Raw genomic sequence first — 25,659 nt, forward strand, 5'->3', positions numbered from 1 at the left:
ATGTTAATGCTAATGATTATCATTTGTGATACAGTGCCTCATATATATTATTTTGTCAACTGAGTAAGCACATCATGAGTGAATTAACTCCCATGCAAGCAGCCTGCTGGTTTGGTCGTATCAGCGAATCTGAGTTTTTAGGTGGGGTGGCTGCCCATCTTTATGTTGAATTTGATGGGCAATCAATTGATTTACAAAAGCTAGAGTCGGCCTTACAGCATATGCATTTGAAGCACTCTATCTTGAGAATGCGCCTCAGCTCAGATGGCATTGCTACTATTGCTGCATCTGCACCAAAAACCCTGCTTGAAATTGATGATTTAAGCGTGCTAACTCCCCAAAAACAAATACAGTATTTGCAAGATAAACGTGAGCAATGGACGCACCAGCAGCTGGATCTGACCAGTGGTCAAACGGTAAGGTACTCCATCAGTCTGCTCAACCAATCAAACTTTCGTTTGCATATTGACACAGATATGATCGCGGTCGATCCCTCCAGCTTTTGTCAGTTGATAGAGGAGTTGGCGGCGTGTTATCAAGGCATAGTCACCACTGCTACGCCTGTTGTCTGCTTTTTTGATTGGCATGAAGCCATGCAAGCAGATGCAAGCATCAAGCAGCGCCATCATAGAGACAAAGCATGGTGGCGGGCGCGTCTTCCAGATATCGCCCCAATGCCCTCATTGCCAGTGAGTAATAACGCAGCAAAAACGGCGCAGAGTCATTGTCTCAGTGAGCAGCTGACAAGCGTAGAATACCAAGCGTTACGGCAGCTGGCACGTCAGCGAAAAATCACTTTTTCTAGCATGATGCTTGGTTTGTTTGCTTTTGCCTTGAGTCAGGCCACCCAAGATACTTTCTTTAGGCTCAATGTTCCAACCTTTTGGCGCGCGCCTGTGGTAGAGAATATTGACCAGTGTATTGGCGATTTTTCTAATTTTGTCATTGTCAATATAGACACAGCGGCAGCCAAAACCTTGGGTACGCTTTGTCAAGATGTGGCTGATCAAATGATTGAGCTGCTAGACCATACCCATTATACGGGTGTCAATATCATGAGAGATTTATCTCGCTATCATGGTGCTGCCCAGCAGACGCCTGTGGTGTTTACTGCCGCTTTGGATTTACCACAAGGGGTGCTGTTTTCTGAAAGTGTCAAACAAGCTTTTGGTGAAATGACATGGACAACATCTCAAGGTCCGCAGGTTGCCTTGGATGCTCAGGTGGTACGTGTGGAGAATGGCGTACTGGTGAATTGGGACATACGTCTAGACACATTACCACTGGCATGGGTCACTGCGCTGTTTCAGTCATTTATCGGCTTACTGAGAGAAGTCGGTCAAAATCCTGCTGTTCTGGATATGATGTTTAATCAACTGCCCAAAGGCATTATTTATCAACCTGAGCAGCCAGCCGATCACAAAACCATAATGACTGACGAGCAGCCATTGTCCGCGATACAAGAAGCCTATCTACTTGGTCGTACGACGCAGTTGCCGCTTGGCGGCGTTGCCATGCAGGAGTTCCGTGAATACTATGGTCGTATGGATATGACTGTGCTCAAGCAGCGCTTGACGGATATTGTTAAGCGGCATGAGGGTCTACGCACTCATATCAATGTGACCACACTGACTCAGTATGTGAGCAATGATAGCTGTATCAATCTACAAGAGATTGATTTGCACCACCTCTCAGCCAAAGAGGCCACTATCTATCTACAGTCTTATCGCGAGACGTATACACACCAAATGTTTGATTTGCAGGGCACACCTTGGAACATCACGGCCTTTCATTTAACAGATGGCTTTTTGCGCCTCTTTATACGCTTTGATGCGCTCATTCTTGATGGCCGTGCGATCGCGTCTTTAATGCTTGAGCTGTTTGCAGCGCCGTACGCCACAACCACATGTATGACGATTCCTACTGTGACAACAGACACGCCTGCTAAAGCTGAATCTAAAGCGGCGACACGTGCAGTGGACATGACCTACTGGGTACAAAAGCTGTCTGCCGTTACCAATGTGCCTGCATTGCCATGGATCAAACCATTAAATGAGCTGGGCGCTGCCCATTTTGTGCGCCGTAGTTTGGTCGTACCCGCAGATACGTTTCGGCAATTGGGGAAAATTGGGGCAAAACAAGAGCTGTTTAAAAACTCTGTGATTATGGCACTCATTCTAGAGCTGCTCTCACAAGTGCAGACACAATTGCAGGTACAGCAATCCATCGTGGTTGCGGTGCCCGTTTTACCCTTATATACAGGTACGCTGGTCAATAACTCCACCTTTATGGCGGTTGAGTGGGCAGGTGGTACAGAAAACTTCGTTCAGCAAGCCTCAAATTTACAAGTCGATGTGCTCGAAGGCTTACAGCATTTGTCATTCTCAGGAGTAGACTTGGCGCGATTGCTCTTTGAAAAATTCAATGCCGCGCCTGTGTTGCCTATCGTAATTACCAATGGTTTGTCTTGGCCGGTTCTTACAGCAGATGCGCCAATGAGTTTAGAGCGTGGATTAACCCAAACGCCGCAGGTAGCGATTGATATTCGCTTTACCACCCAGTGTGATGGCGCGCTCGTGTTTGATATCGACCATGTGCCCAAAGCCATTGCCACTAAGACCATTGATTGCTTGTTGCAGGCTATCGATACCGCGATACATCAAATTGTCGCCTCACAAGCTTTGCACTTTGATGTATCGCCATATCTGCCTGTCGCTACAGAGCAAAGCGCTGATGTGACTTCCACGTTTTGCCAGCAAGCCTTATTTGATATTTATTTGGACGCCATCGGTCAGATGAGTGATACCCCTGTCGATAAAACCATGAATTTTATGACCATTGGTCTGCGTCCTCAGCACCTCAAAACCATCTCAAAGCGCCTTTATGATACTTATGCCGTGCAGCTCTCGCCAGCGCAGCTACTGCATTGCCGCGATGTGAGCGAGGTGCAGCGGCTCTTAAAGACTAGGTAGCACGCGCAACAAAGCGCTGCAAAAGAGACATGCCGCTGCTTAAAAATCAGCACTATTGAATATTGGAATCGTTTGACATTAAGGGTTTATGCACAATGAATAAAAAAATTGCCGACATTATTGGTATTGGTATTGGACCCTTTAATTTGGGCTTGGCGGCATTGCTCTTAGAGCATCGTACTATTCAGGCGAAGTTTTTAGAGCGTAAGCACGAGTTTCAGTGGCATAAAGGACTGCTTTTGTCTGGTGCGACGCTGCAAGTTCCTTTTTTTGCCGATCTTGTCACGATGGCAGATCCATGTCATAGGCTGAGCTATTTAAACTATTTGCATCAGCATGACCGCTTATACCAGTTTTATTACTATGAGCACTTTTTAATCCCGCGCGTTGAATACAATCACTATTGCCGCTGGGCCGCCACGCAGTTACCCAGCTGCCATTTTGGTGAGCATGTTGACAATGTCACTTATGATGCCAAGCAAGATCACTTTGTCGTCGACAGTACATCAGCATCAGGAGGAAAAACACAAGGAGAGAAAAAACAGTATCGCAGCACCAATCTGGCCATTGGTATTGGTACAAGACCAAATATACCCAAATGGCTGTCCGAAAGTAATCATCCCTTGGTCAAGCATGCGGCAGAGTTTGCCTCCTTACAACAAGCCTTAGCGCAATGCCAAAAAGTGACCGTCGTTGGTTCAGGACAAAGTGCGGCTGAATGTGTACTGGCACTGCTAAGATCATTGACGCCTACGAAAGTTGCCGCAGGGGCGGGCGTTCGCTGGATCAGCCGCTCAGCAGGCTTTCATCCTATGGAATCCTCAAAGCTTGGTCAAGAGTGCTTTACACCCGCTTATATGCAGTACTTCCAAAGCCTGTCTCGAGAAAAACGCCGTGACATCTCAGGGAATCAAGGGCTGTTATATAAAGGAATCAGCTACTCAACCATCGCCGATATATATGATCTGCTGTATGAGCGTTCCATCGGTGGCAAGCCTACGGGTTTATCACTACATCCCAACTGCGAAGTAGAAGCTATTGCAAAAAATGTCCAATCAGGGGCGCTTGAGATCAAGTGTTTGCACACGCAACTAGCGCAGCGCTTTGCCCTAGAGACAGACGCCGTGATTGCTGCTGTCGGTTATGTGCATGACTGGCCACAATGGCTGACGCAATTAAAAGGGTCGGTACTGGCAACGGATAGTAATGAGGATTTTATAGTGCAAGAAGACTTTACGGCACTTAGGTGTGATGCAGGTTTGGGACGAATATTTATACAAAATTCAGAAATATTCCAACAAGGGGTCGGTTCTCCAGATTTGGGTATTGGTGCCAATCGCAATGCAGTGATTATCAATCAGTTATTGGGTCGCGAGGCGTATCGCATTGCGAGCGGCACGGCTTTTCAAACGTATGGTATTCCTGAAGATGCGCTCTTAGATCGGTGATGACGCTTAGGGTATGTTGATCAAGATAAAGAAGTAAACCACTTATGTGTTTGGTGGTGAATCAATGGGGGTGCTGTCTTACTGACGATAAGCACAGTTTTTTTTCTGTTTTTTATTATAAGTATAGTGGGGTATGTCTGTATCGGTCTGATGATGCCGATAAGATGTGTTAAAACAGCTGAATTTTGTTAGACGGTGCCAAACATCTGCTAAGTATGGCTATATTTACAGCGATATTTTTGTCGTTGATGACAATAGCTGTCGTTTGGCGCATCACTAACACTGCTTTGTTACCACTGACGCTTATGAGTGAAACTCTATTCTCAAGCGCAGCAGATTTTTCATGATATTTAGGTTATCGGTTTTATTTGCCACGTTATGTCTGGCCTCTCTTATGATTGGCACCAAACAGATAATGTGGTCGGAATTATTTTCTTTTTCTACGGACGCATGGCTGACGCTCACGGCCAGTCGTATACCACGGCTGATTGCGCTGATACTGACAGGGGTAGGGCTGTCAGTCAGTGGCGTTATTTTGCAGCATATCGTGCGTAACAAATTTGTTGAGCCTGCAACGTCAGGGGGAATGGATGCCGCCAAACTTGGCATTTTAGTGTCACTGACGATGATTCCTAATGCGAGTACGGGCAGTAAGATGATGTTTGCGCTGGTCTTTTGTTTTGCTGCGAGTCTGATTTTTATTTATATCATCAGCCGCATTCAGCTTAAGCGTTCTGTGCTGATTCCTGTGCTTGGCTTGATGTATGGCAGTGTGCTTAGCGCCATCGCTGAGTTTTATGCCTACCAACACAATATTTTGCAAAGCATGCAAGGCTGGTTGTTGGGGGATTTTTCGCGGGTGGTTCAAGGTCACTATGAGCTGATTTATATTATCTTGCCCATTATTGTTCTCGCTTATGTCTACGCGCATCGCTTTACGGTGGTCGGTATGGGTGAGGAGATGGCGGCCAGTTTGGGGCTGAGTTATGTCACCACTGCCGCTTTGGGTCTCATACTGGTGTCAGTGACCGTCGCCGCGTCAGTCATCACCATCGGTGCGATACCTTTTGTGGGGTTGGTCGTACCCAATTTGGTGGCATTAAAGTATGGAGAGAACCTATCGCGCACGCTGCCCATTGTGGCGCTCGGCGGCGCCTGTCTGCTGCTGCTGTGTGATGTGTTTGGCAGATTGGTCATTTATCCCTTTGAGGTGCCCATTGGTCTTACGGCAGGCGGGCTTGGTGGCGTGGTCTTCCTCATGCTGATTATGAGGGGTGTCAGATGACGGTAACTATAAAGTTTCGGACGATGTTTGTATTGATTATCGTCTTGGCGCTTATTTTTTTATTCATCGGTTCAGGTTTGGATTTTGATTATTTGATTCCTAAGCGCTTGATTCGCTTGGCCACTATTATTTTGGGTAGTGTTTGCTTGGCTTTTTCAGCCATCATTTTTCAGACGATTGTGGGCAATCGGATTTTAGCGCCTTCGATCATGGGTTACGAAGCGGTCTATTTGCTATGGCAAGTGCTATTGCTCTTTTTGATGGGCACACAAGGGTTACTGTTTTTGGGAGTGAGTGGCAACTTTATAGTCTCTATCGCGTTGATGCTGGCGTATTCATGGGCACTGCACCACGGGCTGTTTCCACGCTGTAAAAACGATGTTTACACCTTACTATTATTTGGTTTGGTACTGACCATGGTGGTTGGCACGGTGACTCAGTTTATTCAATTGCGTATCAGCCCTGGCGAGTTTTCTGTTTTTCAGGGTTTGAGTTATACCTCATTTAATCGATCTCAGCCTGAGACGTTGTTTTATGGGGTACTTGCGGTTGCAACCGCACTATGGGTTGGCCGCAAAACCTTGCCTATATTAGATGTGTTAGCTTTGGGTCGTGAGCAGGCACAATCCCTTGGGGTGAATCATACCAAGTATGTCAAAAGGTATTTGGCATTTATTGCTATTTTGGTAGCAGTGTCCACAAGCTTGATTGGCCCTACGGTGTTCATGGGGGTATTTGTTGCCAATATTGCGTATGTGCTTGCAGGCAGTAACCGCCATAAGGTCACTTTGCCGATGGCCTGCGCCATTACGCTTACTATCTTTTTAGTGGCTCAGATTTTTGTTGAGCATGTCTTTAATTACAAAACCAGCGTCAGTATTCTTGTCAACCTTGTGGGTGGTATCTATTTTCTAGCGCTGACGGTTCGTACCAGAGGGTTTACATGATTACGATTAACAATGTATATAAAAGCTATGGCAACAAAAGTGTTCTGTCCCAGATCAGTTTGGCTTTTCCTAAAGGCGGGGTGACGTCATTAATTGGCCCTAATGGGGCTGGAAAATCTACGCTATTGATGATAATGGCCAGACTACTAGAACCAAGTGGCGGTAAGGTTTTATTGGAAGGTCGTGATATCAGTGACATTCGTACTTCTGAGTACGCTCATCACGTCGCCACCCTACGTCAGTCACCTGGGTTTAATCTGCGTTTAACGGTGGAGGAGCTGATTTCTTTTGGGCGCTTTCCGTATAGCCGTGGTGCGTTGACGGCAGAAGATCGCCATATCATTGATGAAGCTATTGAGTTTTTGGCGTTAGCGCCCTTGCGTCACGCTTATTTAGATGAATTGAGTGGTGGCCAACGGCAGATGGCTTTTTTGGCAATGACCATCGCTCAGCAAACGGATGTGTTATTACTGGATGAGCCTTTGAATAATTTGGATATGAAGCATGCAGTACACATCATGCAAGCGCTACGGCGGTTATGTGATGAACAGGGTCGGACGGTGATTTTGGTAATTCACGATATCAATTTTGCGGCCAATTATTCAGATCATATTGTAGCATTGAAAAATGGGACACTAAGTTTTAGTGGCTCATCTGAGCAGGTGGTGACAGAAAGTAACTTAAGTGAATTGTATGATCTTGAGTTTGAGATTATTCGTAGTGAACGTGGTTGTTTATGCAACTACTTCAATTTATCAGGAGTGAGTATATGAATGTAAAAAAACAAGGTTGGGTATGGATGCTTGCCATCATGGCATCTATTCCTCTACAAGGCTGTGAACAAAAATCTCATGAGCCTGCAGCGTCACAGGCGCTAAAAACTCCCATAACCATCGAGCATGAGCTTGGTACGACCGTGCTCGATCATCGTCCGCAGCGGGTTGCCGTACTTGATATGAACGAAGCTGACTTTCTAGACCAGCTTGGTGTACCGATTGCAGGTATGGTCAAAGACTATGTGCCGCATTTTTTGGCTCAATACAAAAAAAATGCTGACATAGAGGATTTAGGTGCAATTGTTCAGCCCAATATGGAACGCATATATGCGCTACACCCTGATCTTATTTTGATGACCCCACTACATGCGGCAAACTATGAAGAGTTGTCCGAGATTGCACCAACGCTACATTTCGATGTGAGTTTTAAAGACAGTCAGGCGCGACATGTCGAAAATGTCGAAAATCACTTATTAGCTTTGGGTAGGATTTTTGATAAAGAAGCATTGGCAAAAGAGCAGGTCGCGCAGCTAGAAGCAAGGGTACAAGACGTACAAGCAGTAACAAAGAATCGCCCAGAAAAAGCGCTGGTAGTACTGCATAATAATGGGGCTTTTAGTAATTTTGGCGTACATTCTCGCTATGGTTTTATCTTTAATGACTTAGGTGTCAAGCCTGCAAGCACACTTGAAGATACCAGTCTGCATGGTCAGCCGATTTCTAGTGAGTTTATACAGCAGGCAGATCCTGACATTATTTATATCGTTGACCGTACTGCAGTTATGGAACATCGCGCGACTATCAGTTCTAATGATGTAAGCAATCCTTTACTGCGTCAAACCAAAGCGTGGAAAAACGGTAACGTTGTGTTTGTTGATGCCGACGCGTGGTATATAGCAGCAGCTAGTCCAACCTCATTAAACATCATCATGGACGATGTCCTCAAAGGTTATCCGTCAATTTCATAGATATATTCTAAGACGAAAGAGGTTTTGAACGTAGAGCCAGTAAATAATTAAATGAGAAGCAGAAAGTTTTTTATCTAAAATTATTAATGATTATTATTTGTGTTTTTATTCGTATTTATATTTTTACAAAAATAAGAGGATGTTTTTATGTATCAACTTCAGCAGCTAAATCATAAAAGTAATGTTAAACGATGGACGACACAGACCAAACCGTCTTTCGCCCTTAATTATATTGTATCGGCAAAGCTTGCGATGGCTTTAGGTATAGCGGCTGGGACTGTATTTATATGTGTGCCATCAGCTTATGCACAGGAAGATAGCGACCTAACCAGCAGTCAGCAAGTTAATGAATTGGATACCGAACAGCAAAACCAAAATATAGATTTAGGAGCCAATCAAGAGATACCAACTACCACACTACCAGCGATAACAGTAGTGGCTGAAGGCAACGATAATCAAACCTATTCTGGAGGGCAAGTAACCTATACCAATCATGTTGGATTTTTGGGAAACAAAGACTTTTTAGAAACACCATTTAGTGCCATTAGTTATACTGATAAATTTATTGAGGATCAGCAAGCCACAGATATTAGTGAGATTATTGCTGCAACGGATCCTTCTGTTTATACCAGTGGAGGAAGTGGAGAAAATCTTGAAAGTTATTCTATCCGTGGTTTTGCTTCGAATAGTAATGATGTGACAGTAAATGGATTGTCTGGTATGGCGCCTTATTACCGCAGTTCACCTGAAATGTTTGAGCGTGTTGAGGTACTCAAAGGTCCGTCAGCAATGCTCAATGGTATGTCACCTAACGGCTCTGTAGGTGGCTCTGTGAATCTAGTCACTAAGCGAGCAGGTGATGAGCCACTCACTCGATTGACGACTAAGTATATATCAGACTCGCAGCTTGGTGGGAGTGTAGATGTTGGTCGCCGATTCGGTGAAGACAAACAGTTTGGTGTGCGTGTAAACGGTGCTTATAGAGATGGTGAAAGTGCGATTAATGACCAAGATAAAGAGGCTAAAGTGGGCTCTCTTGCCTTAGATTGGAAAGGCGAACGTGCACGAATTTCAACGGATCTTTATGCGACGACAGAGCATGTCGACGGGCCGACTCGTGGTATTACGGTAGCATCAGGTATTGATATTCCCAGTGCACCAGATCCAGATACGTTATTGAATCCAAGCTGGGCTTTTTATGATACTGAAACAAAAGGTGCAATCACACGCGGTGAGTTTGATGTGACTGATCAAACGACTGTCTATGCCGCCCTAGGTGCTAATAAAATGGAGTTTAAAGGACTCAGTGCAGCAAAAGCGCAGGTGTATAATTCTGATGGAGATATGACTACGACGATTGGATACGTTGCTGATGATAATGAAAGAGTCTCTATGGAAGTAGGGCTGAACAGCAATTTTTCGACAGGAATGATTGACCATCAGATTGCGGCGAATGTTACTCGTTACAATGAAGAGTACAATTCAAACGCTAAGTACTTTGACGCCACTTATACCTATGACACTAATATTTATAATCCAGTATGGGAAACACCTAGCCTAAACTTTGATGTGCCGTTGTTATTGACGACTGACACAAATTTGACCAGCTACGGAATTGCAGACACTTTATCGTTTGATCAGGATAAATACCAACTCACCTTAGGTGCTCGGTATCAGCAGCTAGAAACAGAACAAACGGGAGGTATCTTATCCTCAGGTACTAAGTATGATGAAAGCGCTATAACGCCGTCAGTGGCGTTTCTTACAAAAATGACAGATCAAACTTCTTTGTATGCGAACTATATAGAAGGACTAAGCAAAGGCGCTACAGCACCAACAAGTGCAGAAAACTCAGGTGAAATATTTGCTCCTTATAAAACGAAACAAAAGGAAATAGGAATAAAAATGGATCGTGGCGAGTTTACTCATACCCTTAGTCTCTACGAAATTGAAAAACCCAATAGTTATACCGATACAGATACCAATGTTTTCTCTTATGCTGGTGAACAGCGTAATCGAGGTGTAGAGTGGGGGTTCTTTGGCTCGCCTGCTGAGAGTGTACGCTTGATGGGTGGTATTACCTATATTGATGCGAAGTTAACTAAAACAAATAATGGTGTTAATGAAGGCAATCAAGCTGCAGGTGTTCCAAAGTGGCAATCTAAAATTGGGGCAGAGTGGGATTTACCTTTTATAGAAAATTTAACGCTAACAGCGAATGCAAATGCTGTATCTAAACAATATCTTGAAAATGATAATATACAGTCGTTACCAGGTCACACCACATACGATATTGGAGCACGTTATCTAACTTCTGTTAATCAAACCCCTCTTACCATTCGAGCACGTGTTGATAACGTGATGAATAAGGCATACTGGACAACGGCATCTTACAACGATCTTGCCTTAGGTGATCCGCGTACATTTATGCTTTCAGCAACGATGGATTTTTGATTTGAGCCAAGGGTTTTATTAATCATATAACTGTTGAAGGCTCAGCCCTGCGTGCTATATAAGTAATAACACGCAGGAGTTTTTGACCTATGAAGTGAGGCTGTACAGCTTCAATGGTGATTTAACACCGTAAACCTAATTCCATAAAAGTATAATTATATGAACTTATTGTATGGTACCCTTAGTTTAACATAATATACATTATGCGAAAACAAACCAACGGTCTTAGAAACTAGCTTCTGAATAATTACCTGCCCAATATATTATTACTGCTACCAATCAATAATATCTATCTATAGTTTTATGCCTGTGAGATTTTCATCTAAGATTTATTACTATTCAAATTATTGTCATGGCATTCATAACAATAATTGTTTGACCTAATGGCTAACGACAAGTTTCTAGTAAATAGTTTTTTAAAGACGCGCCATCTTCATCTAATATTACGTCTGCCACTTTACATTCAGCACTTTCGCGATTGCCATCACAGGCCACATCATAGTAAACATTGCTGTCATGCGCCAAGCTGACTTTTACCAAACCTTGCTCAGTCATTGAAAACTGCTTGTCTTGTTCGTAATCAGGGTCTTGTGAATTCCACAGCACGTCATAGCCTATATGACAGCTCATCTGTTCTCTATCAAAATAATCTCGCTCAAGTTTCATAGCGGTTTGTAGATCTTGATTGCTATATTGCTCTAGCACCACAGGATAATCCATGCCTTCATTACTAACATCTTGCTCGTACATCTTAGTAATGGTCGTAATTTTCATGGCACGATGTGTCTGAGACGGCTTTGTTACATCCGCTGTGGCAGCGTTGATAGTCATAAATCCCATTGCTAGTAGTGTCAGTAATTTAGGTATTGGCATAGCTCTCTCTACAACATCTCATCATATAAGGGTTATAAGCCATTACATCATAACCATATTGTCACTCTGCTGTATTATCGTATCATTCAGGTTTAGGTGTTTCTTGATGCTATTTATGACAATAACCACTGCGATAAGGAGATTCTTATGATGCCATCACCTCGTTTTAATATTTTACCGCCTTATCTTTATAAGTTAACGACTGCTGCGTGCGTTGTTTCAATATTAATCGCTACTGGCTGTTCCTCTTCTGCTGAACCCAATGTTAAGATACTCAATCAGCAAAATAATGATACCTCAGCATCGGTCATCTCTGATAACAGCCAGCAAACACTTAGACAGCAAGCACTGCGTATTCAGCGCGCACTCGCCAATAATGACTTTGCAAGAATCACCAATGAGATCCATCCAACTCGTGGCGTTCGTGTCTCAATGTATGCCTACGTGAACCCTGAGACCGATAAAGTCTTTAGTCGTGATCAATTCGCTCAATATCTGCAAAAACCTCGGATTCGCTTTACTTGGGGTGAACGTGATGGTTCTGGTGAGCCTTTAGTGATTCCGCTCCCAGAATACCTAGAGACTTGGGTGGATGCCAAAAAATTTAACGAAGCGCGCATCACAATCAATAACCCTGAATCTAGAGGTAATATGATCAATAACGTCAAAGACATCTATCCAACATCAGATGTGGTTGATTTTTACTATAAAGGTACGGATGAATATGAAGGAATCGATTGGCGCGCCATGCGCTTGGTATTCGACGACTATCAAGGCAAACGTTATTTAATCGCTATTATCAACGACCAATGGACGGTTTAGTTTTTTATAGTAAAAACATATGGTTATAGAAAGATATGAATAAAAGGCGGCGTATTAATTGAATAATACACTGCCCTTTTTGTTCGTACACATTATATATATTCAAATATTGCCATAAATACCTAAACTTCATGATGCTAGGCCGTGTCATCATTTAGATTGTGAGGCTTAAAATGAGCAAAATTGCAGTCAAACAAGGAAAATAGCGCAGATAATATCGAGATATTAACCAGTTATTTGACGATGTTTGGCAAAATTTAGCCATTTTAAGACCACTAAATGATTAAATGTACTAATTGATGACATGCCCTAGCTCAACTGAAAAACTCATTATTATTTATTATGCGCTACTCGTGCCAGCCTTTTTTACCGTCATTAGTGTTAATTGCTAATCAGCTTATTAAGCCTCTAACGACAGCATGTTCATAATCAGTTTAATCAAGGTTTCTTTTTGATTGGGGTCGGATTCAGCGACCAGTAGTGTTAACGCTGCAAGACCCGTGTTATTAATCACCATCTCGCCTTGGTCGTTTAACAGTCGGTTATTACGATGTAAAAAATCTACGAACAAAAAAGCACCGCTACGCTTATTACCATCGGTAAACGGATGGTTTTTCACCATAAAATACAGTAAATGCGCCGCTTTGCTCTCGATTGTTGGGTATGCAGGCTCTCCAAATACGGTTTGTTGTAAATTACCAAGCACACTATCTAAACCATCACCGCGAGGCTTGGCAAATAACTCAGTCGCCTCACCCCTATCTATCAGCTGCGCTTTTAGGTTGTTAAGCGCTGCCATTGCTTCAGTCGGACTGGGCAATATACCCCCCTCTTGCCCTGCTGGATCGTCGAGTAACCCTTCATCATAGCGTTGTAGCCATAAAAATGTCTGTGTATAGCGGCTAATAATCTCAACCAAGCCGCGCCCTTCATCGGTCTTGAGCTCAGGACTTTGCGCCGTTTTTTTGATTAAGTTTAACGCCTGTTGTAATTCAGCAGAATTTTTATCGAAGCGTTGTTGGTTGAGTGTATAGCCTTGTACCAAGTATTCACGTAGACGTTGGGTTGCCCATATACGGAACTGAGTGCCTTTTTTGGAGTTAACACGATACCCCACAGAAATAATAGCATCTAGATTGTAAAAACGAAGATTACGCCGAACTTGCCGTTTTCCTTCTTGACGAACTACCGAGGATTGCTCGGTAGTTGCTTCTGGGTCTAATTCACCCTCTTTATAGATATTTTTTAGATGCAAACCTATGGTGTCGGAGTCTTTCTCAAATAGTGTTGCCAATTGAGCTTGTGAAAGCCATAAGGTATCGCGTTCTAGTCGAATCTCAATCTGAGTTTGACCATCAGCGCTTTCGTATATCTCTACTTTTGCCGTTTCATCATTCATGAGATTATTCACTTCCATTGTTTTTCCTCACATATGCGCTGTTCTATTACTTTACTCTTCCTTTATGAATCAGCCGCGCTTACGATTTTGGCTCAAGTGGCGCTTGAAGAAAGAACTTAACCATAATATCGTAAATATCAGGATAAGCGTCTACTAGTTTTTGCGGCGTCTCAAAAAACACTTCACTGAGTACGGCAAAAAACTCCGCTGGATTGGTGGCACCATAACGATCCAGTCCTGATTTTCGATGGATTTGAAAGTCTTCAAAGTCGCGCGTCATTGTGTCTGTCCATCTATTAGGATCCATATCAGGTTGCAGTGGCGGAAAGCCGTTGGCACGTCCATTTAGCATATCAAGCTTATGTACAAACTCATGAATGACGACATTATGACCATCACGCTCGCCTGCATGCTTGGCGTCCTTCCATGACAAGATAACAGGACCACGTTGCCACGCCTCACCACTACGATGTTGGTGACCTTCATGGACAATGCCGAACTCATCTACGCTGGTGGTTTCGCTTTTATAAGAACCAGGATAAATGATGATTGATGTCCAGCCATCGTACCATTCAAGACTAAGATTTAGGATAGGCAAACAAGCTTGTAAGGCAATAGACTGTCTGACCGCATTGGTAATCTCAAAGCCTTGCGCACCGGTAATCGACTTATCATGCAAAAACAAGGTCGCTAACTCAAACAAACGTGTTAACTCATCCTCGTTTAATCTATCCAATATCACAATACGCTTGGCAGCTTGCATCCAGTCGCTATTGGTAAATTCACTGTTATCCAAAATACGCTGCTCGCGCCAATCTTTTATTATGCTGAACATTTTATTTCCTTTTAATATCACTGAACCATAACATCATATTACACAGCGCTATCATTAACTTTGCTAATTTATCTTTTTGGTCGTCAAATATTAAGGAAAAGGAGCGCGCTGTGCAAGAATTTCAAACCAACAAAAAAGACATAACCCAAAGTCGCTTAATACCAGCACCGATCAACACAGTTGGCGATAATGAAGTTTTAGTCGAAGTCGACCGCTTTGCCTTTACCGCCAACAACATTACCTATGCGGCAATGGGCGATCAATTACAGTATTGGCAATTCTTCCCGCCACATGGTGAAGATGCTAAACAATGGGGCATTATCCCCGTATGGGGTTTTGCTGATGTGATCGAATCAAACAATACTGAGTTGCCAGTTGGCGAACGGCTCTTTGGTTACTTCCCGCCAGCCGATAATTTAGTGCTAAAACCGACGAAAATTACGCCCAAGGGATTAACCGATGGCAGTGAGCAACGTGTACAGCTACCCCCTACCTATAATATGTATCAGCGGGTAAACCATGAACCGGGTTATGATAAGGCTAATGACAATCAACGGATGCTGTTATTTCCATTGCATATGGCGTCCTTTTGTTTATATGACTTGCTAAAAAGTAATGACTGGTTTGGCGCTGAACAAGTCATTATTATCAGTGCTTCTAGCAAGACCAGTACGGGATTGGCCTATGGCTTAACTGAGGATAAAGACGCACCACATATTATCGGCCTTACATCAGATCAGCATCTAGACTTTGTCAACTCAATTGATGCCTATGATAGCGTTTTAAGCTACGACAACCTTGAGCAGATTGATGCAAGTAAGCCAACTGTCATCGTTGACATGTCAGCCAATGCGGATCTGCTCAGTCGACTGCATAAGCATCTAGGTGATAACATGCGCTACACCAGTAATGTCGGTTTAACCCACTGGGATGAAGCTCGAGGTGCCGATGGTATTATTCAAGAACGTAGTCATCAGTTTTTTGCACCCAGCCATATGCAGCAACGTATGAAGGAATGGGGCTATGATGAATTTAACAAACGCTCTCTGAGCTATATAATGAAAAGCGCGGCAAAAACCACCCCTTGGCTTAAGATTAAAGAGCTGGATGGTCTCAATAGCCTAAAAGACGTTTACCAAGACATATGTGATGGCAAGATTGGTCCGGATGAAGGTTTGGTTGTGGTGATGTCGCTTTAACCGAATATGACGAATAAAATTGTAGATAAAAGAACAGAGGAATTGTTAATCAAGCCCTCTATTCTTTTATGAATTATCAATAGCCCATTTAAATTTTAATGCTCAGATTGAGGACACACCCTAAGATTAGCCCACTACCAGCCGCATCATCTGCGTACTGATATAACCGCCAAACGTCCCTGCCGCATAACCCAATATCCCTAAAAATACTCCGACTGGCGCAAGTGATGGATGAAAAGCCGTTGCGACAATCGGTGCTGATGATGCGCCGCCGGTATTAGCGTTTGAGCCGACTGCCAAAAAGAAGAACGGCGCACGAATCATCCTAGCGACAGCAAAGACAATCACGACATGGATGCTCATCCATAACAGACCAATCAGCAGTAAGCGCCACTGTGAGACAATGCCAGCTAGATTTATTTGCATACCGATAGCCGCAATCAATACAAAGATAAACACCGTACCAATTTTGGAAGCACCTACATGATCAAGACGGCGTATCTTAGTAAAAGAAAAGATAACGCCTATTAATGTGATAATCACCACCATCCAAAAAAACGAGCTAGCAAAGCTGTATTGTACCGCCCAGCTATAGGGTGCAAAGAATCCTGCAATCTGCCCACCAATAAAATGCGCCACTCCGACCATGGCAAAACATAAGCCGAACATCACCATCAAGTCATTGAGCGTCGCTGGGCGCGCATGATCACGCTCATAGCTCTCCACTGCTTTAATTACTTTATCAATACTACTGCTATCTGCTCTTAAGAAGCGATCTATCTTAGCGCTGTGTTTTGCCATGACCAAGATAGCCAGTAGCCATAATGAAGCGTTGGTGGTGTCAACCAATATCATCATGCCAAACAAGTCATCACTAACACCAAACAGCTCTTTCATCGCCGCTTGGTTGGCCGCGCCGCCAATCCAGCTACCCGCTACCGCCGAAAATCCACGCCATAAAGTATCGTCGGTAAACATCTCGGGCGATACCCATTTAGCGATACCTAAGCTCATAGGGCCACTGATGACAATAGCGACACTAGCCGCGAAGAACATGGCAATAGCTTTCCAGCCCAACCCCAATATTTTAGGGACATCCATCGATAAGGTCATCAGCAGCAAACTTGCCGGCAATAGATAGGTCGCAGTAAAGCCATAAATCTGTGCGCCAATACCATCGGCAAAGACACCCAAGCTATTCAGCGTTGCTGGTATAAAACAACACAGCACGATACCAGGCAATACCGCATAAAAACGTCGCCAGAACTTACCTGGCAAACCTTGGGTATAAAAGACCAAGCCAATAATGGCCATGATGATGCCAAATGCTAAGGGCAAACTGTCAATTGCTAAATGAGAAATATCAGGCATCAAATGGCTCCACGGCACACGATGAGTAAAGGCTTGTCAGTATAGACAAGGCGAAAAAGACGCGCAAGTCACTATTAAGTGCAGAGTTAAGTTTAATGAGCGCAACCAGCCTATCCAGTACTGCTTGAATAAACACAGAACCATTACACACAAAAAAGCCAGATAACGAGTATCTGGCTTTTTAATGCTAAGTTATACGATTAGATTTTAGATTAATGGTTTTTATTAAAACCTTTATTAATCGTTAACGATAGCGTTATTACGAGTTGTTACCACGGTTGCCGCCGTTTGAGCGGCCTTGGCCACGGCTGTCAGAACGACCTGCTGGGCGACCTTGGCTGCCACTTGGACGACCGCGACCGCTTGCTGCACGCTCACCACGTGGAACGCCTGTGCCATCACCACGGCTAGGAGCACCAGTGCGTTTGCCTTGATACGGCTTGCCACCTGAACGCTCATTTGGTTTGCCAGATGAATCGCGTGGCTTACCTTGATAACCACCGCCTGAACGACCACGACCTTGACCACCGCCGCCATTAGAACGTCCGCGACCACGGCCACGGCCTTTACCTTTATTATCGCTAGGAACGTATGTTTTCTTAGGCTCCATGCCTTCGATGACTGATACTTCCATTTTACGATCTAAATAGCGGTTGATAGCATTTAGCTGAGGGCGATCATCCATGCTACATAAGCTGATAGCAACACCAGTACGACCGGCACGACCACAGCGACCGATACGATGGACGTAATCTTCTGTCTGACGTGGTAAGTCATAGTTAATCACGTGTGATAGTGCTGGCACGTCTAGACCACGAGCAGCAACGTCAGTCGCAACTAGGATTTTGCACTTGCCATTACGCAAGTCTTGTACGATACGGTTACGCTTACTTTGTGGTAAATCACCATGTAAGAAGCTGGCTTTATGGCCTTGTTCTTGTAAAGATTTCGCTAACTTTTCAGTGCTACGTTTGGTGGCAGCAAAGATAATGATTTGTTCCATCTCAGGCTGGCAAACGATTTTATCAAGCAATCTGTTTTTGTGCTCAAAATCATCACAGTAATATACTTTTTCTTCGATGTGTGCTGATTCAACTTTGATTGAAACGCGCTCAGGATTCTTTGTAAAGCTGGCAGCGATTTTTCCAACAGGACCGTCCCAAGTTGCTGAACACATAATGGTCTGACGATCAGTCGGTGCGGCACGAAGAATATCGCTGATGTCATCAGCAAAACCCATGTCAAGCATACGGTCAGCTTCGTCAAGTACCAATACTTCTAGGTTTGATAAGTCAACGCGGCCTGCATTGATATGGTCAAGTAAACGACCTGGGGTTGCAACGATGACTTGAACGCCTTTTTTCAACGCAGTAATCTGACCATTATATGGTGCGCCGCCGACTAATGGCACACAGAAGATACCGCGCATATCTTTAGAGTAAGTACGCACACTGTCATGTACTTGCTGAGCAAGTTCGCGCGTTGGCGTTAGGATAAGGGCTTTGGTTAGTTTGTCGAAGCTGGTTGCACGGCTTAAACGATCAAGTACAGGGATAACGAATGCTGCTGTTTTACCACTACCCGTTTGCGCTGACAATAATAAGTCGCGACCGGCTAAAGCAAAAGGAATGGCTTGTTCTTGAATAGGGGTTGGATTGGTATAGCCACTGCGATCAAGCGCGCTAAGAATTGGCTTGGCAATGTTTAGTTCAGCAAAAGTGATTTTGTTTTCTTCGGTAGCGTCAGTAGTAGCCGCTTGATTGCTAGAATCAGTATTTGGAGTATCGTTGCTTTCGATAATGCCGTTTTCAGCGGCGATGCTAGATAAGATATCGGTCATGAGGATCCTTGGTAAGTATAAGTTGCTGTAAATTCAGCAAGCTTGATGCATACCACTGATAACCGTTCACCACGCTGCCTTTATTAAAGAATTACCGGACCACATAAAAGTGTCGATAATCAGAAGCCAAGCCATTAAAGCTTAGAGCCTCTACAATAAATGCGTTTGTGCTGTCTGACGTATTTTGGTGGTAGTGCCGAGTGTCTTATCCTTGCTTGATATAAGCGCGTTATCGATGCTTTGTCCAAAGCAGATAAAGTCAAATAACAACCAATCTAAACCATACTTATGATTTAGTAGATAAGATATGAGTCAAAAATAACTGATATTTTATAAAACGTTATTTAAGTACACAAAATCATCGGCAACAATTACTTATGGTCATCCTAGACCCAAAATCGCAGGCGATGTTATCAATCTCATAATTCACGAAAGTCTATGCTAACGTGGCGACGCAGTATAGCACAGTAAAATAACTATCTATAACTATTTTTCTAGTTATTGTGTAAATAGGCATCATTTTGACGGTTATATTAAAAATCAACGTGTCGTTTTAACTTCTGTAACATAGGTTGGTAGCTGCCATGCGCCGCCTGCTTCGACCATACGGCACAGTCCAGTGGTGCTTTCATGGCTCTTTTCAAACGCTTTCCCTGTCCATACCCAATTAACCTTGGCTAAACAGTCACCAATACCGCGACCTTTTTGTACAGAAGTTAGATAGCCATCATCATAATCTGTGGCATCAGTAGTCACCAGTGTGGGGTTGTAAGGCTTGCTGTCGTTAATGACCCAAACGCCCGTCCCTGTGTTATAAGAGCCTGTCCAGCAGTCATGCTGTGCCAACAGCTGTGAGCTATTTAGACGACTGACACGCCATGGTGACTTATCTGACAGGCTTGGGCATGCACTACTCGCATCCTTCATAGTGCCCTTCATCAAGGCCGCCAGTTGCGACGATTTCATGGCAAATTTCTTCTTATTCTTAGAGGGGGCTTGAGGGTCGGGTGCGACAAATCTTAAAGACGGCGCAGCCTTAGGTAACAGCACCCCATTACTAGATTTAACGGAGCTGTCAGCATTGATTAAAGCACTGGTGGTCCCCACTCGTTTTTGAAACTCATCTGCTTTCAGCATGACAGCATTGGCACCCTTATCAGAAAGCTGCCAGCGTGAATTACGCAATACCAGCTCAATCTTACTCGATTTAGTTAGCGCGTCCAACAGTGCTGTTACCTGTGTTGAAGTTAGTTCAGCGTTGCCCGCTGTTGCTGAGAAAGGTTTGGTTTCACCATAATTTTTATCGTTGATAAACAATGATATACGATGTCGATTACCCAGCTGCATTAAAGCTTTAGAAGAGCTTTCTTTTGCCCCGCCAAGCTTTACCTTACCATCCACGCCAGCATTTGCCCCTGCACGGCGTACCAGCAATACCGATATGGGGAACTCACTATTGTTTTCTGCTTGATAACCTGCCAGCCGGCAAGTGCCAGTATTGTCACAGGCGACTTGCCAATCATGGCTGGTAAGCTCAATACTGGCATTTGCCATGCTCGCTGTACTAAATAAAGCCGTGCTTACGATGGCAAATATAGGATATAACAGTTTGTTTTTTATCATTATTAAAGGTGTCTTTTTTATTTTTTTAGCATTATTTTTTAAGTGAATCATCTCATACAATGTTGAGTGTTTTTTGACGTCCATATATTGATGGTATTGAATGGCTGTGGTTTTGGCACTCGCAAAATACAGGTCGCCATTGCCTGCTCTCTGTGACAGATTTATGAGCTTATGGTTGCCATCCTTCATAATCATCCCCTATCAATAAGAGTAGTATGAATACCTGTTCATAACAGTAGTATCTGCTATGTTAACGTATTAATGTTTCTAACTATTATAACAATGTATCATTATGTAATCATAAAAATATACCGCTATTTTAGGGGCTGTATAGAATTCAGCTAAGGAACTGACAGAGACTATTTTTTAGGCAATTCGACGCCAAAAATAGTAAGTTTAGTTATTCTAAGCGCGATAGTTTTGGCTATGAAGTGGCAAAAAATAGTCCTGTTCCTTCGGACTGATGCTAAAATCGCCCCAGACGTTGTTGTAAATCTAGCTAAGGTCTCGACATTACCTTCGATTTACGCCTAGTCTGGAATTATTTTAGCGATCAGCAGTCCTAATAGATGAATTCTATACAGCCCCTAGTATAACCATATAGAAATAAAGAATGATAGTTGAAAAAATAAGACTGATAAGCAAGTCGCCTAGCAGTCTTATACATACCATCCTGAATATAATCTAACCCTATCAATCAATTGGTTTTAGAGTAAGATCCATTGCACGTTTGATGGCTGGGCGTTCAGCAATTGTCTTCGCCCAACGCTGCACGTTTTTATAGTCATCAACTTGTAAGAACTCTGCTGCATCATAAAGCTTGCCAAGCACCAATTGCCCATACCATGCCCAGACAATCATATCAGCAATATTATAATCTTCGGACGCATTGCCACACATATATTTATTGTCTTTTAGATGGTTATCAAGCACATCGAGCTGACGTTTGGCTTCCATCGTATAACGGTTGATTGGGTACTCTAATGGTTCTGGGGCATAGGCATAGAAATGTCCAAAACCCCCGCCTAAAAAAGGCGCACTGCCTACCTGCCACATAACCCAAGACAGACAATCTGCCCGTGCTTTACCTTGCGTCATAGGTATAAACTTACCAAATTTTTCTGCTAAATAGATTAAGATAGCACCAGACTCAAAGAGTGCAATAGGCTCACCGGTATCACTACTAGAGTGATCGACCAAGGCTGGTATTTTTGAATTGGGGTTGATGGCCACAAAGCCTGAGCCAAACTGATCTCCTTTGGAGATGTCGATTTGATACGCATCGTACTCTGCACCTTTGACACCCAGCTCAGCCAGCTCTTCTAGTAGCATGTTTACCTTTACCCCGTTTGGGGTATTCAGTGAGTACAGCTGTAACGGTGCGTCACCTACTGGTAGCTCTTTGTTATGGCGCGCGCCAGCTGTAGGACGATTGATACTGGCGAATTTACCACCGTTTTCTTTGTCTTGTGTCCAGACTTTGGGTGGTGTGTAGCCGCTTGTGCTTTTATTAGATGAATTGTTATTAGATGGACTATTATCATTACTCATAATATTACCTATTCTTCTTTTGTTTTTTTATTAAAGAGAATTTAAATACATGTGATTGAAATCAATACAGTGGTTCTCAGCATGACCGTCCTACTATAACGAGGATTACCCACTGTATTAAAGTCCTGTCTTGTAACCTATCTTATAAGTAGCCTATGAGGTTTTAAAATCGCTACCTTGAGTGTTAGGCGTATACCGTTACTTTGCCGCTCTTTAACTACTGAGCAGTTGTTTTTATACTACGCACAATTAATGTTTTTTAGAGATGGTTTTTTAACCAAGTGTTAAGAGGCGCTGTGGCTGTGAGTGCCTGATGCAACTTTTAAATAATAACAGTCTTAAATATGGTGACGTCAATATGGTAACCCTAACCCCGACACAAGATAAATACCTACCTTATGTACTCGCGGTAGCACTATTTATGCAAATCTTAGACGCCACTATTTTAAATACCTCATTGCCGCAAATGGCACAAGCGCTGGGTGAATCACCACTAAAAATGCAATGGGCAGTTATTAGCTATGCCTTAACCTTAGCGATATTTATTCCCATCAGCGGTTTTTTGGCGGATAAATACGGCACACGCCGCGTATTCTTAGTAGCGATTATCATCTTTTGTATTGGCTCGCTATTGTGTGCTGCATCACCAACGCTAGACTTTTTGATTGGCTCACGGGTGATACAAGGCATTGGTGGGGCGATGATGACGCCTGTGGCGCGTTTGATATTGGTTAAGTCCTATCCACGTAACAAGCTCTTAACAGTGATGAATTTTGCGGTAATACCTGCCTTGATTGCGCCTTTGGTGGGGCCAGTACTGGGTGGTTATATCGTACAATATACCAGTTGGCATTGGATATTTTTGATTAATATCCCTATGGGTATTGTAGGGTTCTTTATGGGTAAAAAACTGGTGCCCGCATTATTTGAGGATACCAAACGGCTGGATTGGATGGGTTTTTTATTGTTTGCGGCTGCCGCTTGCGGTTTTACCCTTGCAGTAGAGTTTGGTTCACAGACAGGTCGCGGGCTTTATGGGTTAATGCTTGGTTTAGGCGCGAGCCTTTTGATAGGTGCTTATGTCTGGCATGCCAAACGCCGTTCAACCCCGCTATTTCCACTCAGCTTATTTGATATCCGCACCTTTCGTATTGGCATTACAGGCAACTTATTTACCCGCCTTGGCATCAGCGCGGTGCCATTTTTATTGCCATTATTATTACAAGTGGTGTTTGAGTACTCTCCGTCACAGGCAGGTTGGCTGCTTGCTCCTATTGCGGTTGGTGCGATAGGTATCAAGCCTTGGGTCAGCAAAATCATTCAGCGTTTTAGCTACCGTAAAGTATTGGTGATCAATACCGGTTTAATAGGCATACTCATTATTGTCTTGGCGCAGTTTACGGACGCATCCCAGTGGCTGTGGTTTATTCCAATATTGACCATCATGGGCGCTTGTAACTCTATGCAGTTCAGTGCGATGAATACCATTACTATTGGCGATTTAGAAGGTACACAGACCAGTAGTGGTAATAGCTTGATGGCGGTCAATCAACAGCTTGCCATCAGCTTTGGTATTGCTTTTGGCGCCGCAGTACTGAATATCTTACGTGAGCGATTGCAGATGGATACATTGACTGCGTTTCAGACCACGTACTGGATAATGGGTATTTTGACGATACTTTCAGGATTGTATTTTTTGCGATTAAAGCCCGAAGACGGTCGCGGCTTATATTGATGCTTATATAAATGTAAGTATCAATATAAGTGTAAATGCAATTTTAAACAAAGGGTTTAAACACAAAAAAACCAGCGGGTGAATGGGTATAAACCTATCACACGCTGGCAAGTTTTAAGACTCATTTTAGATGATATAAATGCCCATAAAATCAGTATGAGCACTGCATTAATTAAAAATTAAGGCGTGTCATCATCATTCATTTGCGATTGAATATAGCGCTCTACGCCAATGCTTTCAATCAAGTCTTCTTGCGTCTCGAGCCAGTCTTCATACTCTTCATTACCATCTTTTAAAGTGACCAATAGCTGACGAGAAACGTAGTCGGACTGTGTCTCACATAGCGTGACGGCATCGGTAATGATGGCAAACTTTTGCTTCTCTAAACGCAGATTACAGTCAATCATCTCAGGCACGTCTTCTGCGATGAACATCTTGCCATAATCTTGTAAATTCGGTAAACCACCTAGTAACAAGATTCGTGCGATCAAATCATCTGACCATTTCATCTCAGCGATAGACTGTTTATAGAAACTTTCGTTAAGGGCTTCTAATCCCCAATGACGTGCAATGCGCGCATGCAAAAAATACTGATTAATCGCAATTAGCGACTGTCCAAGCACTTTGTTTAAGCTGCGAATGACTTCTTTATCCCCTTTCATGATGTCTCTCCTTATCTATTATAATGTAATAAGCCACATAGTTTTGTCATATTAAATAAGATTTGGGCTGACTTCGGCCATTTGGCTTTGTAGATAATTGGGTAGACCAATCATGTCAATCAGACGCAGCTGCTGCTCAAGCCAATGCGCATGATCTTCTTCAGTATCTTTTAGCTGTTCAACCAGCATCTCACGCGTGACGTAATCGTGCTCTTCTTCACAAATCGCGATGCCGTCCTTTAAATGTTGCTGTACTTGATATTCTAGATCAAGGTCAAGTTGCAGCATTTCAGGAACAGTAGAGCCGACTTTTATTTCATCGACGCTCATTTTTGGTGTACCGCTCAGCATCAGGATACGACGGATAATCGCCTGAGCATGCATGGTTTCATCTTCCATTTCGTGGTTGATGCGATCATATAGTTTTCCATAATGCCACTCAGCATACATCTCTGAATGAATGAAATATTGATCTCGAGCAGCAAGCTCACCACCCAACAAAAAATTCAAATAATCAATGACTTTTTGGCTACCTATCATAACCTATACTCCCCTATTTATATTTTACAGATGACCATCCATTCATAATTACGCATATAAAGATAGCTTTATTGGTAAACTGATCGGTAAGGATCAAAGGCAATAAAACCTCTTACAACGTTAGCTAGATATAGTAGCATATAGTGGTTATACGGCTTGTAATGTTATGAACTAAGAATAAGATGCTAGTTGAGAATCATAATTAGCTAGCGTTGTCAGTAGTAACGGCAAACCCAACGCCTAGCAATATGGATTGATGCGATTAAAGTGAGTGTTTCAGTAAGGTTATGTGGACGCTCGCAACTGACCCTTTATGTATAATAAGCTAAGGATAAGTGCGGAATATTGAATGTATTTAT

Annotated in this window: 18 protein-coding genes and 1 pseudogene; 10 read left to right on the plus strand and 9 right to left on the minus strand. The window is 43.2% G+C overall.

All coding sequences use genetic code 11. From position 1 onward, the window contains the following. From ACT3TU_RS04230 to ACT3TU_RS04260, 7 genes and pseudogenes are all read left to right on the plus strand, one after another. Window positions 1-2,972: pseudogene (locus ACT3TU_RS04230) on the plus strand (condensation domain-containing protein). A 95-nt stretch (window positions 2,973-3,067) separates the two neighbouring features. Next, the gene (gene basC, locus ACT3TU_RS04235) at window positions 3,068-4,420 is read left to right on the plus strand and encodes a putative histamine N-monooxygenase (RefSeq protein ID WP_192523323.1); all 1,353 of its coding nucleotides are present in this window, start codon (window positions 3,068-3,070) and stop codon (window positions 4,418-4,420) included. Between the two features lie 343 nt (window positions 4,421-4,763). Further along, entirely contained in the window at window positions 4,764-5,705 is a 942-nt protein-coding gene (locus tag ACT3TU_RS04240) for an ABC transporter permease (protein ID WP_192523324.1), read from the plus strand. Then, the gene (locus ACT3TU_RS04245; RefSeq protein WP_192523325.1) at window positions 5,702-6,652 is read left to right on the plus strand and encodes an iron chelate uptake ABC transporter family permease subunit; all 951 of its coding nucleotides are present in this window, start codon (window positions 5,702-5,704) and stop codon (window positions 6,650-6,652) included. Before ACT3TU_RS04240 ends, ACT3TU_RS04245 begins: the two co-directional genes overlap by 4 nt. Then, window positions 6,649-7,425 carry an iron ABC transporter ATP-binding protein gene (locus tag ACT3TU_RS04250; RefSeq protein ID WP_192523326.1) on the plus strand — a complete coding sequence of 259 codons (777 nt, stop codon included), beginning with the start codon at window positions 6,649-6,651 and terminating at the stop codon, window positions 7,423-7,425. The genes ACT3TU_RS04245 and ACT3TU_RS04250 overlap by 4 nt, the downstream gene beginning before the upstream one ends. Further along, a complete protein-coding gene (locus ACT3TU_RS04255; protein ID WP_192523327.1) occupies window positions 7,422-8,396 on the plus strand; it encodes a siderophore ABC transporter substrate-binding protein in 975 nt (324 codons plus the stop codon). The genes ACT3TU_RS04250 and ACT3TU_RS04255 overlap by 4 nt, the downstream gene beginning before the upstream one ends. Before the next feature lie 147 nt (window positions 8,397-8,543). Further along, the gene (locus ACT3TU_RS04260) at window positions 8,544-10,850 is read left to right on the plus strand and encodes a TonB-dependent receptor (protein WP_444784069.1); all 2,307 of its coding nucleotides are present in this window, start codon (window positions 8,544-8,546) and stop codon (window positions 10,848-10,850) included. A gap of 387 nt (window positions 10,851-11,237) precedes the next feature. Here ACT3TU_RS04260 and ACT3TU_RS04265 read toward each other — a convergent pair whose 3' ends face one another. Beyond that, complete coding sequence (locus ACT3TU_RS04265) at window positions 11,238-11,723, minus strand: hypothetical protein (RefSeq protein WP_225735151.1); 486 nt, start codon at window positions 11,721-11,723, stop codon at window positions 11,238-11,240. Between the two features lie 147 nt (window positions 11,724-11,870). Here ACT3TU_RS04265 and ACT3TU_RS04270 point away from each other — a divergent pair, with 147 nt between their 5' ends. After that, a complete protein-coding gene (locus tag ACT3TU_RS04270; RefSeq protein ID WP_192528722.1) occupies window positions 11,871-12,545 on the plus strand; it encodes a hypothetical protein in 675 nt (224 codons plus the stop codon). 400 nt (window positions 12,546-12,945) lie between these two features. Here ACT3TU_RS04270 and rhuM read toward each other — a convergent pair whose 3' ends face one another. Next, window positions 12,946-13,962 (minus strand): RhuM family protein, encoded by a 1,017-nt coding sequence (gene rhuM / locus ACT3TU_RS04275; RefSeq protein ID WP_225735150.1) that lies wholly within the window; start codon window positions 13,960-13,962, stop codon window positions 12,946-12,948. 61 nt (window positions 13,963-14,023) lie between these two features. Further along, window positions 14,024-14,779 carry a M90 family metallopeptidase gene (locus tag ACT3TU_RS04280; RefSeq protein ID WP_192528721.1) on the minus strand — a complete coding sequence of 252 codons (756 nt, stop codon included), beginning with the start codon at window positions 14,777-14,779 and terminating at the stop codon, window positions 14,024-14,026. Between the two features lie 110 nt (window positions 14,780-14,889). Between ACT3TU_RS04280 and ACT3TU_RS04285 the strand changes: the two genes are divergently transcribed. After that, entirely contained in the window at window positions 14,890-15,978 is a 1,089-nt protein-coding gene (locus tag ACT3TU_RS04285) for a DUF2855 family protein (RefSeq protein ID WP_192528720.1), read from the plus strand. Between the two features lie 126 nt (window positions 15,979-16,104). Here the strand turns inward: ACT3TU_RS04285 and ACT3TU_RS04290 are convergent, their stop codons facing one another. The 4 genes from ACT3TU_RS04290 to yghU form a co-directional block, all read right to left on the minus strand. Next, complete coding sequence (locus ACT3TU_RS04290; RefSeq protein WP_192524005.1) at window positions 16,105-17,349, minus strand: DUF819 family protein; 1,245 nt, start codon at window positions 17,347-17,349, stop codon at window positions 16,105-16,107. Between the two features lie 259 nt (window positions 17,350-17,608). After that, entirely contained in the window at window positions 17,609-19,189 is a 1,581-nt protein-coding gene (locus ACT3TU_RS04295; protein ID WP_192524006.1) for a DEAD/DEAH box helicase, read from the minus strand. Between the two features lie 540 nt (window positions 19,190-19,729). Then, the gene (locus ACT3TU_RS04300) at window positions 19,730-21,001 is read right to left on the minus strand and encodes a DUF1176 domain-containing protein (RefSeq protein WP_225735149.1); all 1,272 of its coding nucleotides are present in this window, start codon (window positions 20,999-21,001) and stop codon (window positions 19,730-19,732) included. 504 nt (window positions 21,002-21,505) lie between these two features. Continuing rightward, a complete protein-coding gene (yghU, locus tag ACT3TU_RS04305) occupies window positions 21,506-22,363 on the minus strand; it encodes a glutathione-dependent disulfide-bond oxidoreductase (RefSeq protein ID WP_192524007.1) in 858 nt (285 codons plus the stop codon). A 358-nt stretch (window positions 22,364-22,721) separates the two neighbouring features. Here yghU and ACT3TU_RS04310 point away from each other — a divergent pair, with 358 nt between their 5' ends. Further along, entirely contained in the window at window positions 22,722-24,098 is a 1,377-nt protein-coding gene (locus tag ACT3TU_RS04310; RefSeq protein ID WP_192524019.1) for a DHA2 family efflux MFS transporter permease subunit, read from the plus strand. A gap of 179 nt (window positions 24,099-24,277) precedes the next feature. Here ACT3TU_RS04310 and bfr (ACT3TU_RS04315) read toward each other — a convergent pair whose 3' ends face one another. Beyond that, the gene (bfr, locus tag ACT3TU_RS04315) at window positions 24,278-24,760 is read right to left on the minus strand and encodes a bacterioferritin (protein WP_192524008.1); all 483 of its coding nucleotides are present in this window, start codon (window positions 24,758-24,760) and stop codon (window positions 24,278-24,280) included. Window positions 24,761-24,811: 51 nt separating this feature from the next. Then, window positions 24,812-25,300: a bacterioferritin gene (bfr, locus tag ACT3TU_RS04320; RefSeq protein WP_192524009.1), complete on the minus strand. Its 489-nt coding sequence runs from the start codon at window positions 25,298-25,300 to the stop codon at window positions 24,812-24,814. Between the last annotated feature and the right edge of the window lie 359 nt (window positions 25,301-25,659).

It is taken from the genome of Psychrobacter sp. AOP3-A1-26 (assembly GCF_052378235.1).
Lineage (GTDB): Bacteria > Pseudomonadota > Gammaproteobacteria > Pseudomonadales > Moraxellaceae > Psychrobacter.

Coding starts and splice junctions, on each gene's coding strand:
- basC (WP_192523323.1), top strand. CDS start 3,068: ATGAATAAAAAAATTGCCGACATTATTGGTATTGGTATTGGACCCTTT.
- ACT3TU_RS04240 (WP_192523324.1), top strand. CDS start 4,764: ATGATATTTAGGTTATCGGTTTTATTTGCCACGTTATGTCTGGCCTCT.
- ACT3TU_RS04245 (WP_192523325.1), top strand. CDS start 5,702: ATGACGGTAACTATAAAGTTTCGGACGATGTTTGTATTGATTATCGTC.
- ACT3TU_RS04250 (WP_192523326.1), top strand. CDS start 6,649: ATGATTACGATTAACAATGTATATAAAAGCTATGGCAACAAAAGTGTT.
- ACT3TU_RS04255 (WP_192523327.1), top strand. CDS start 7,422: ATGAATGTAAAAAAACAAGGTTGGGTATGGATGCTTGCCATCATGGCA.
- ACT3TU_RS04260 (WP_444784069.1), top strand. CDS start 8,544: ATGTATCAACTTCAGCAGCTAAATCATAAAAGTAATGTTAAACGATGG.
- ACT3TU_RS04265 (WP_225735151.1), bottom strand. CDS start 11,723: ATGCCAATACCTAAATTACTGACACTACTAGCAATGGGATTTATGACT.
- ACT3TU_RS04270 (WP_192528722.1), top strand. CDS start 11,871: ATGATGCCATCACCTCGTTTTAATATTTTACCGCCTTATCTTTATAAG.
- rhuM (WP_225735150.1), bottom strand. CDS start 13,962: ATGGAAGTGAATAATCTCATGAATGATGAAACGGCAAAAGTAGAGATA.
- ACT3TU_RS04280 (WP_192528721.1), bottom strand. CDS start 14,779: ATGTTCAGCATAATAAAAGATTGGCGCGAGCAGCGTATTTTGGATAAC.
- ACT3TU_RS04290 (WP_192524005.1), bottom strand. CDS start 17,349: ATGCCTGATATTTCTCATTTAGCAATTGACAGTTTGCCCTTAGCATTT.
- ACT3TU_RS04295 (WP_192524006.1), bottom strand. CDS start 19,189: ATGACCGATATCTTATCTAGCATCGCCGCTGAAAACGGCATTATCGAA.
- ACT3TU_RS04300 (WP_225735149.1), bottom strand. CDS start 21,001: ATGAAGGATGGCAACCATAAGCTCATAAATCTGTCACAGAGAGCAGGC.
- yghU (WP_192524007.1), bottom strand. CDS start 22,363: ATGAGTAATGATAATAGTCCATCTAATAACAATTCATCTAATAAAAGC.
- ACT3TU_RS04310 (WP_192524019.1), top strand. CDS start 22,722: ATGGTAACCCTAACCCCGACACAAGATAAATACCTACCTTATGTACTC.
- bfr (WP_192524008.1), bottom strand. CDS start 24,760: ATGAAAGGGGATAAAGAAGTCATTCGCAGCTTAAACAAAGTGCTTGGA.
- bfr (WP_192524009.1), bottom strand. CDS start 25,300: ATGATAGGTAGCCAAAAAGTCATTGATTATTTGAATTTTTTGTTGGGT.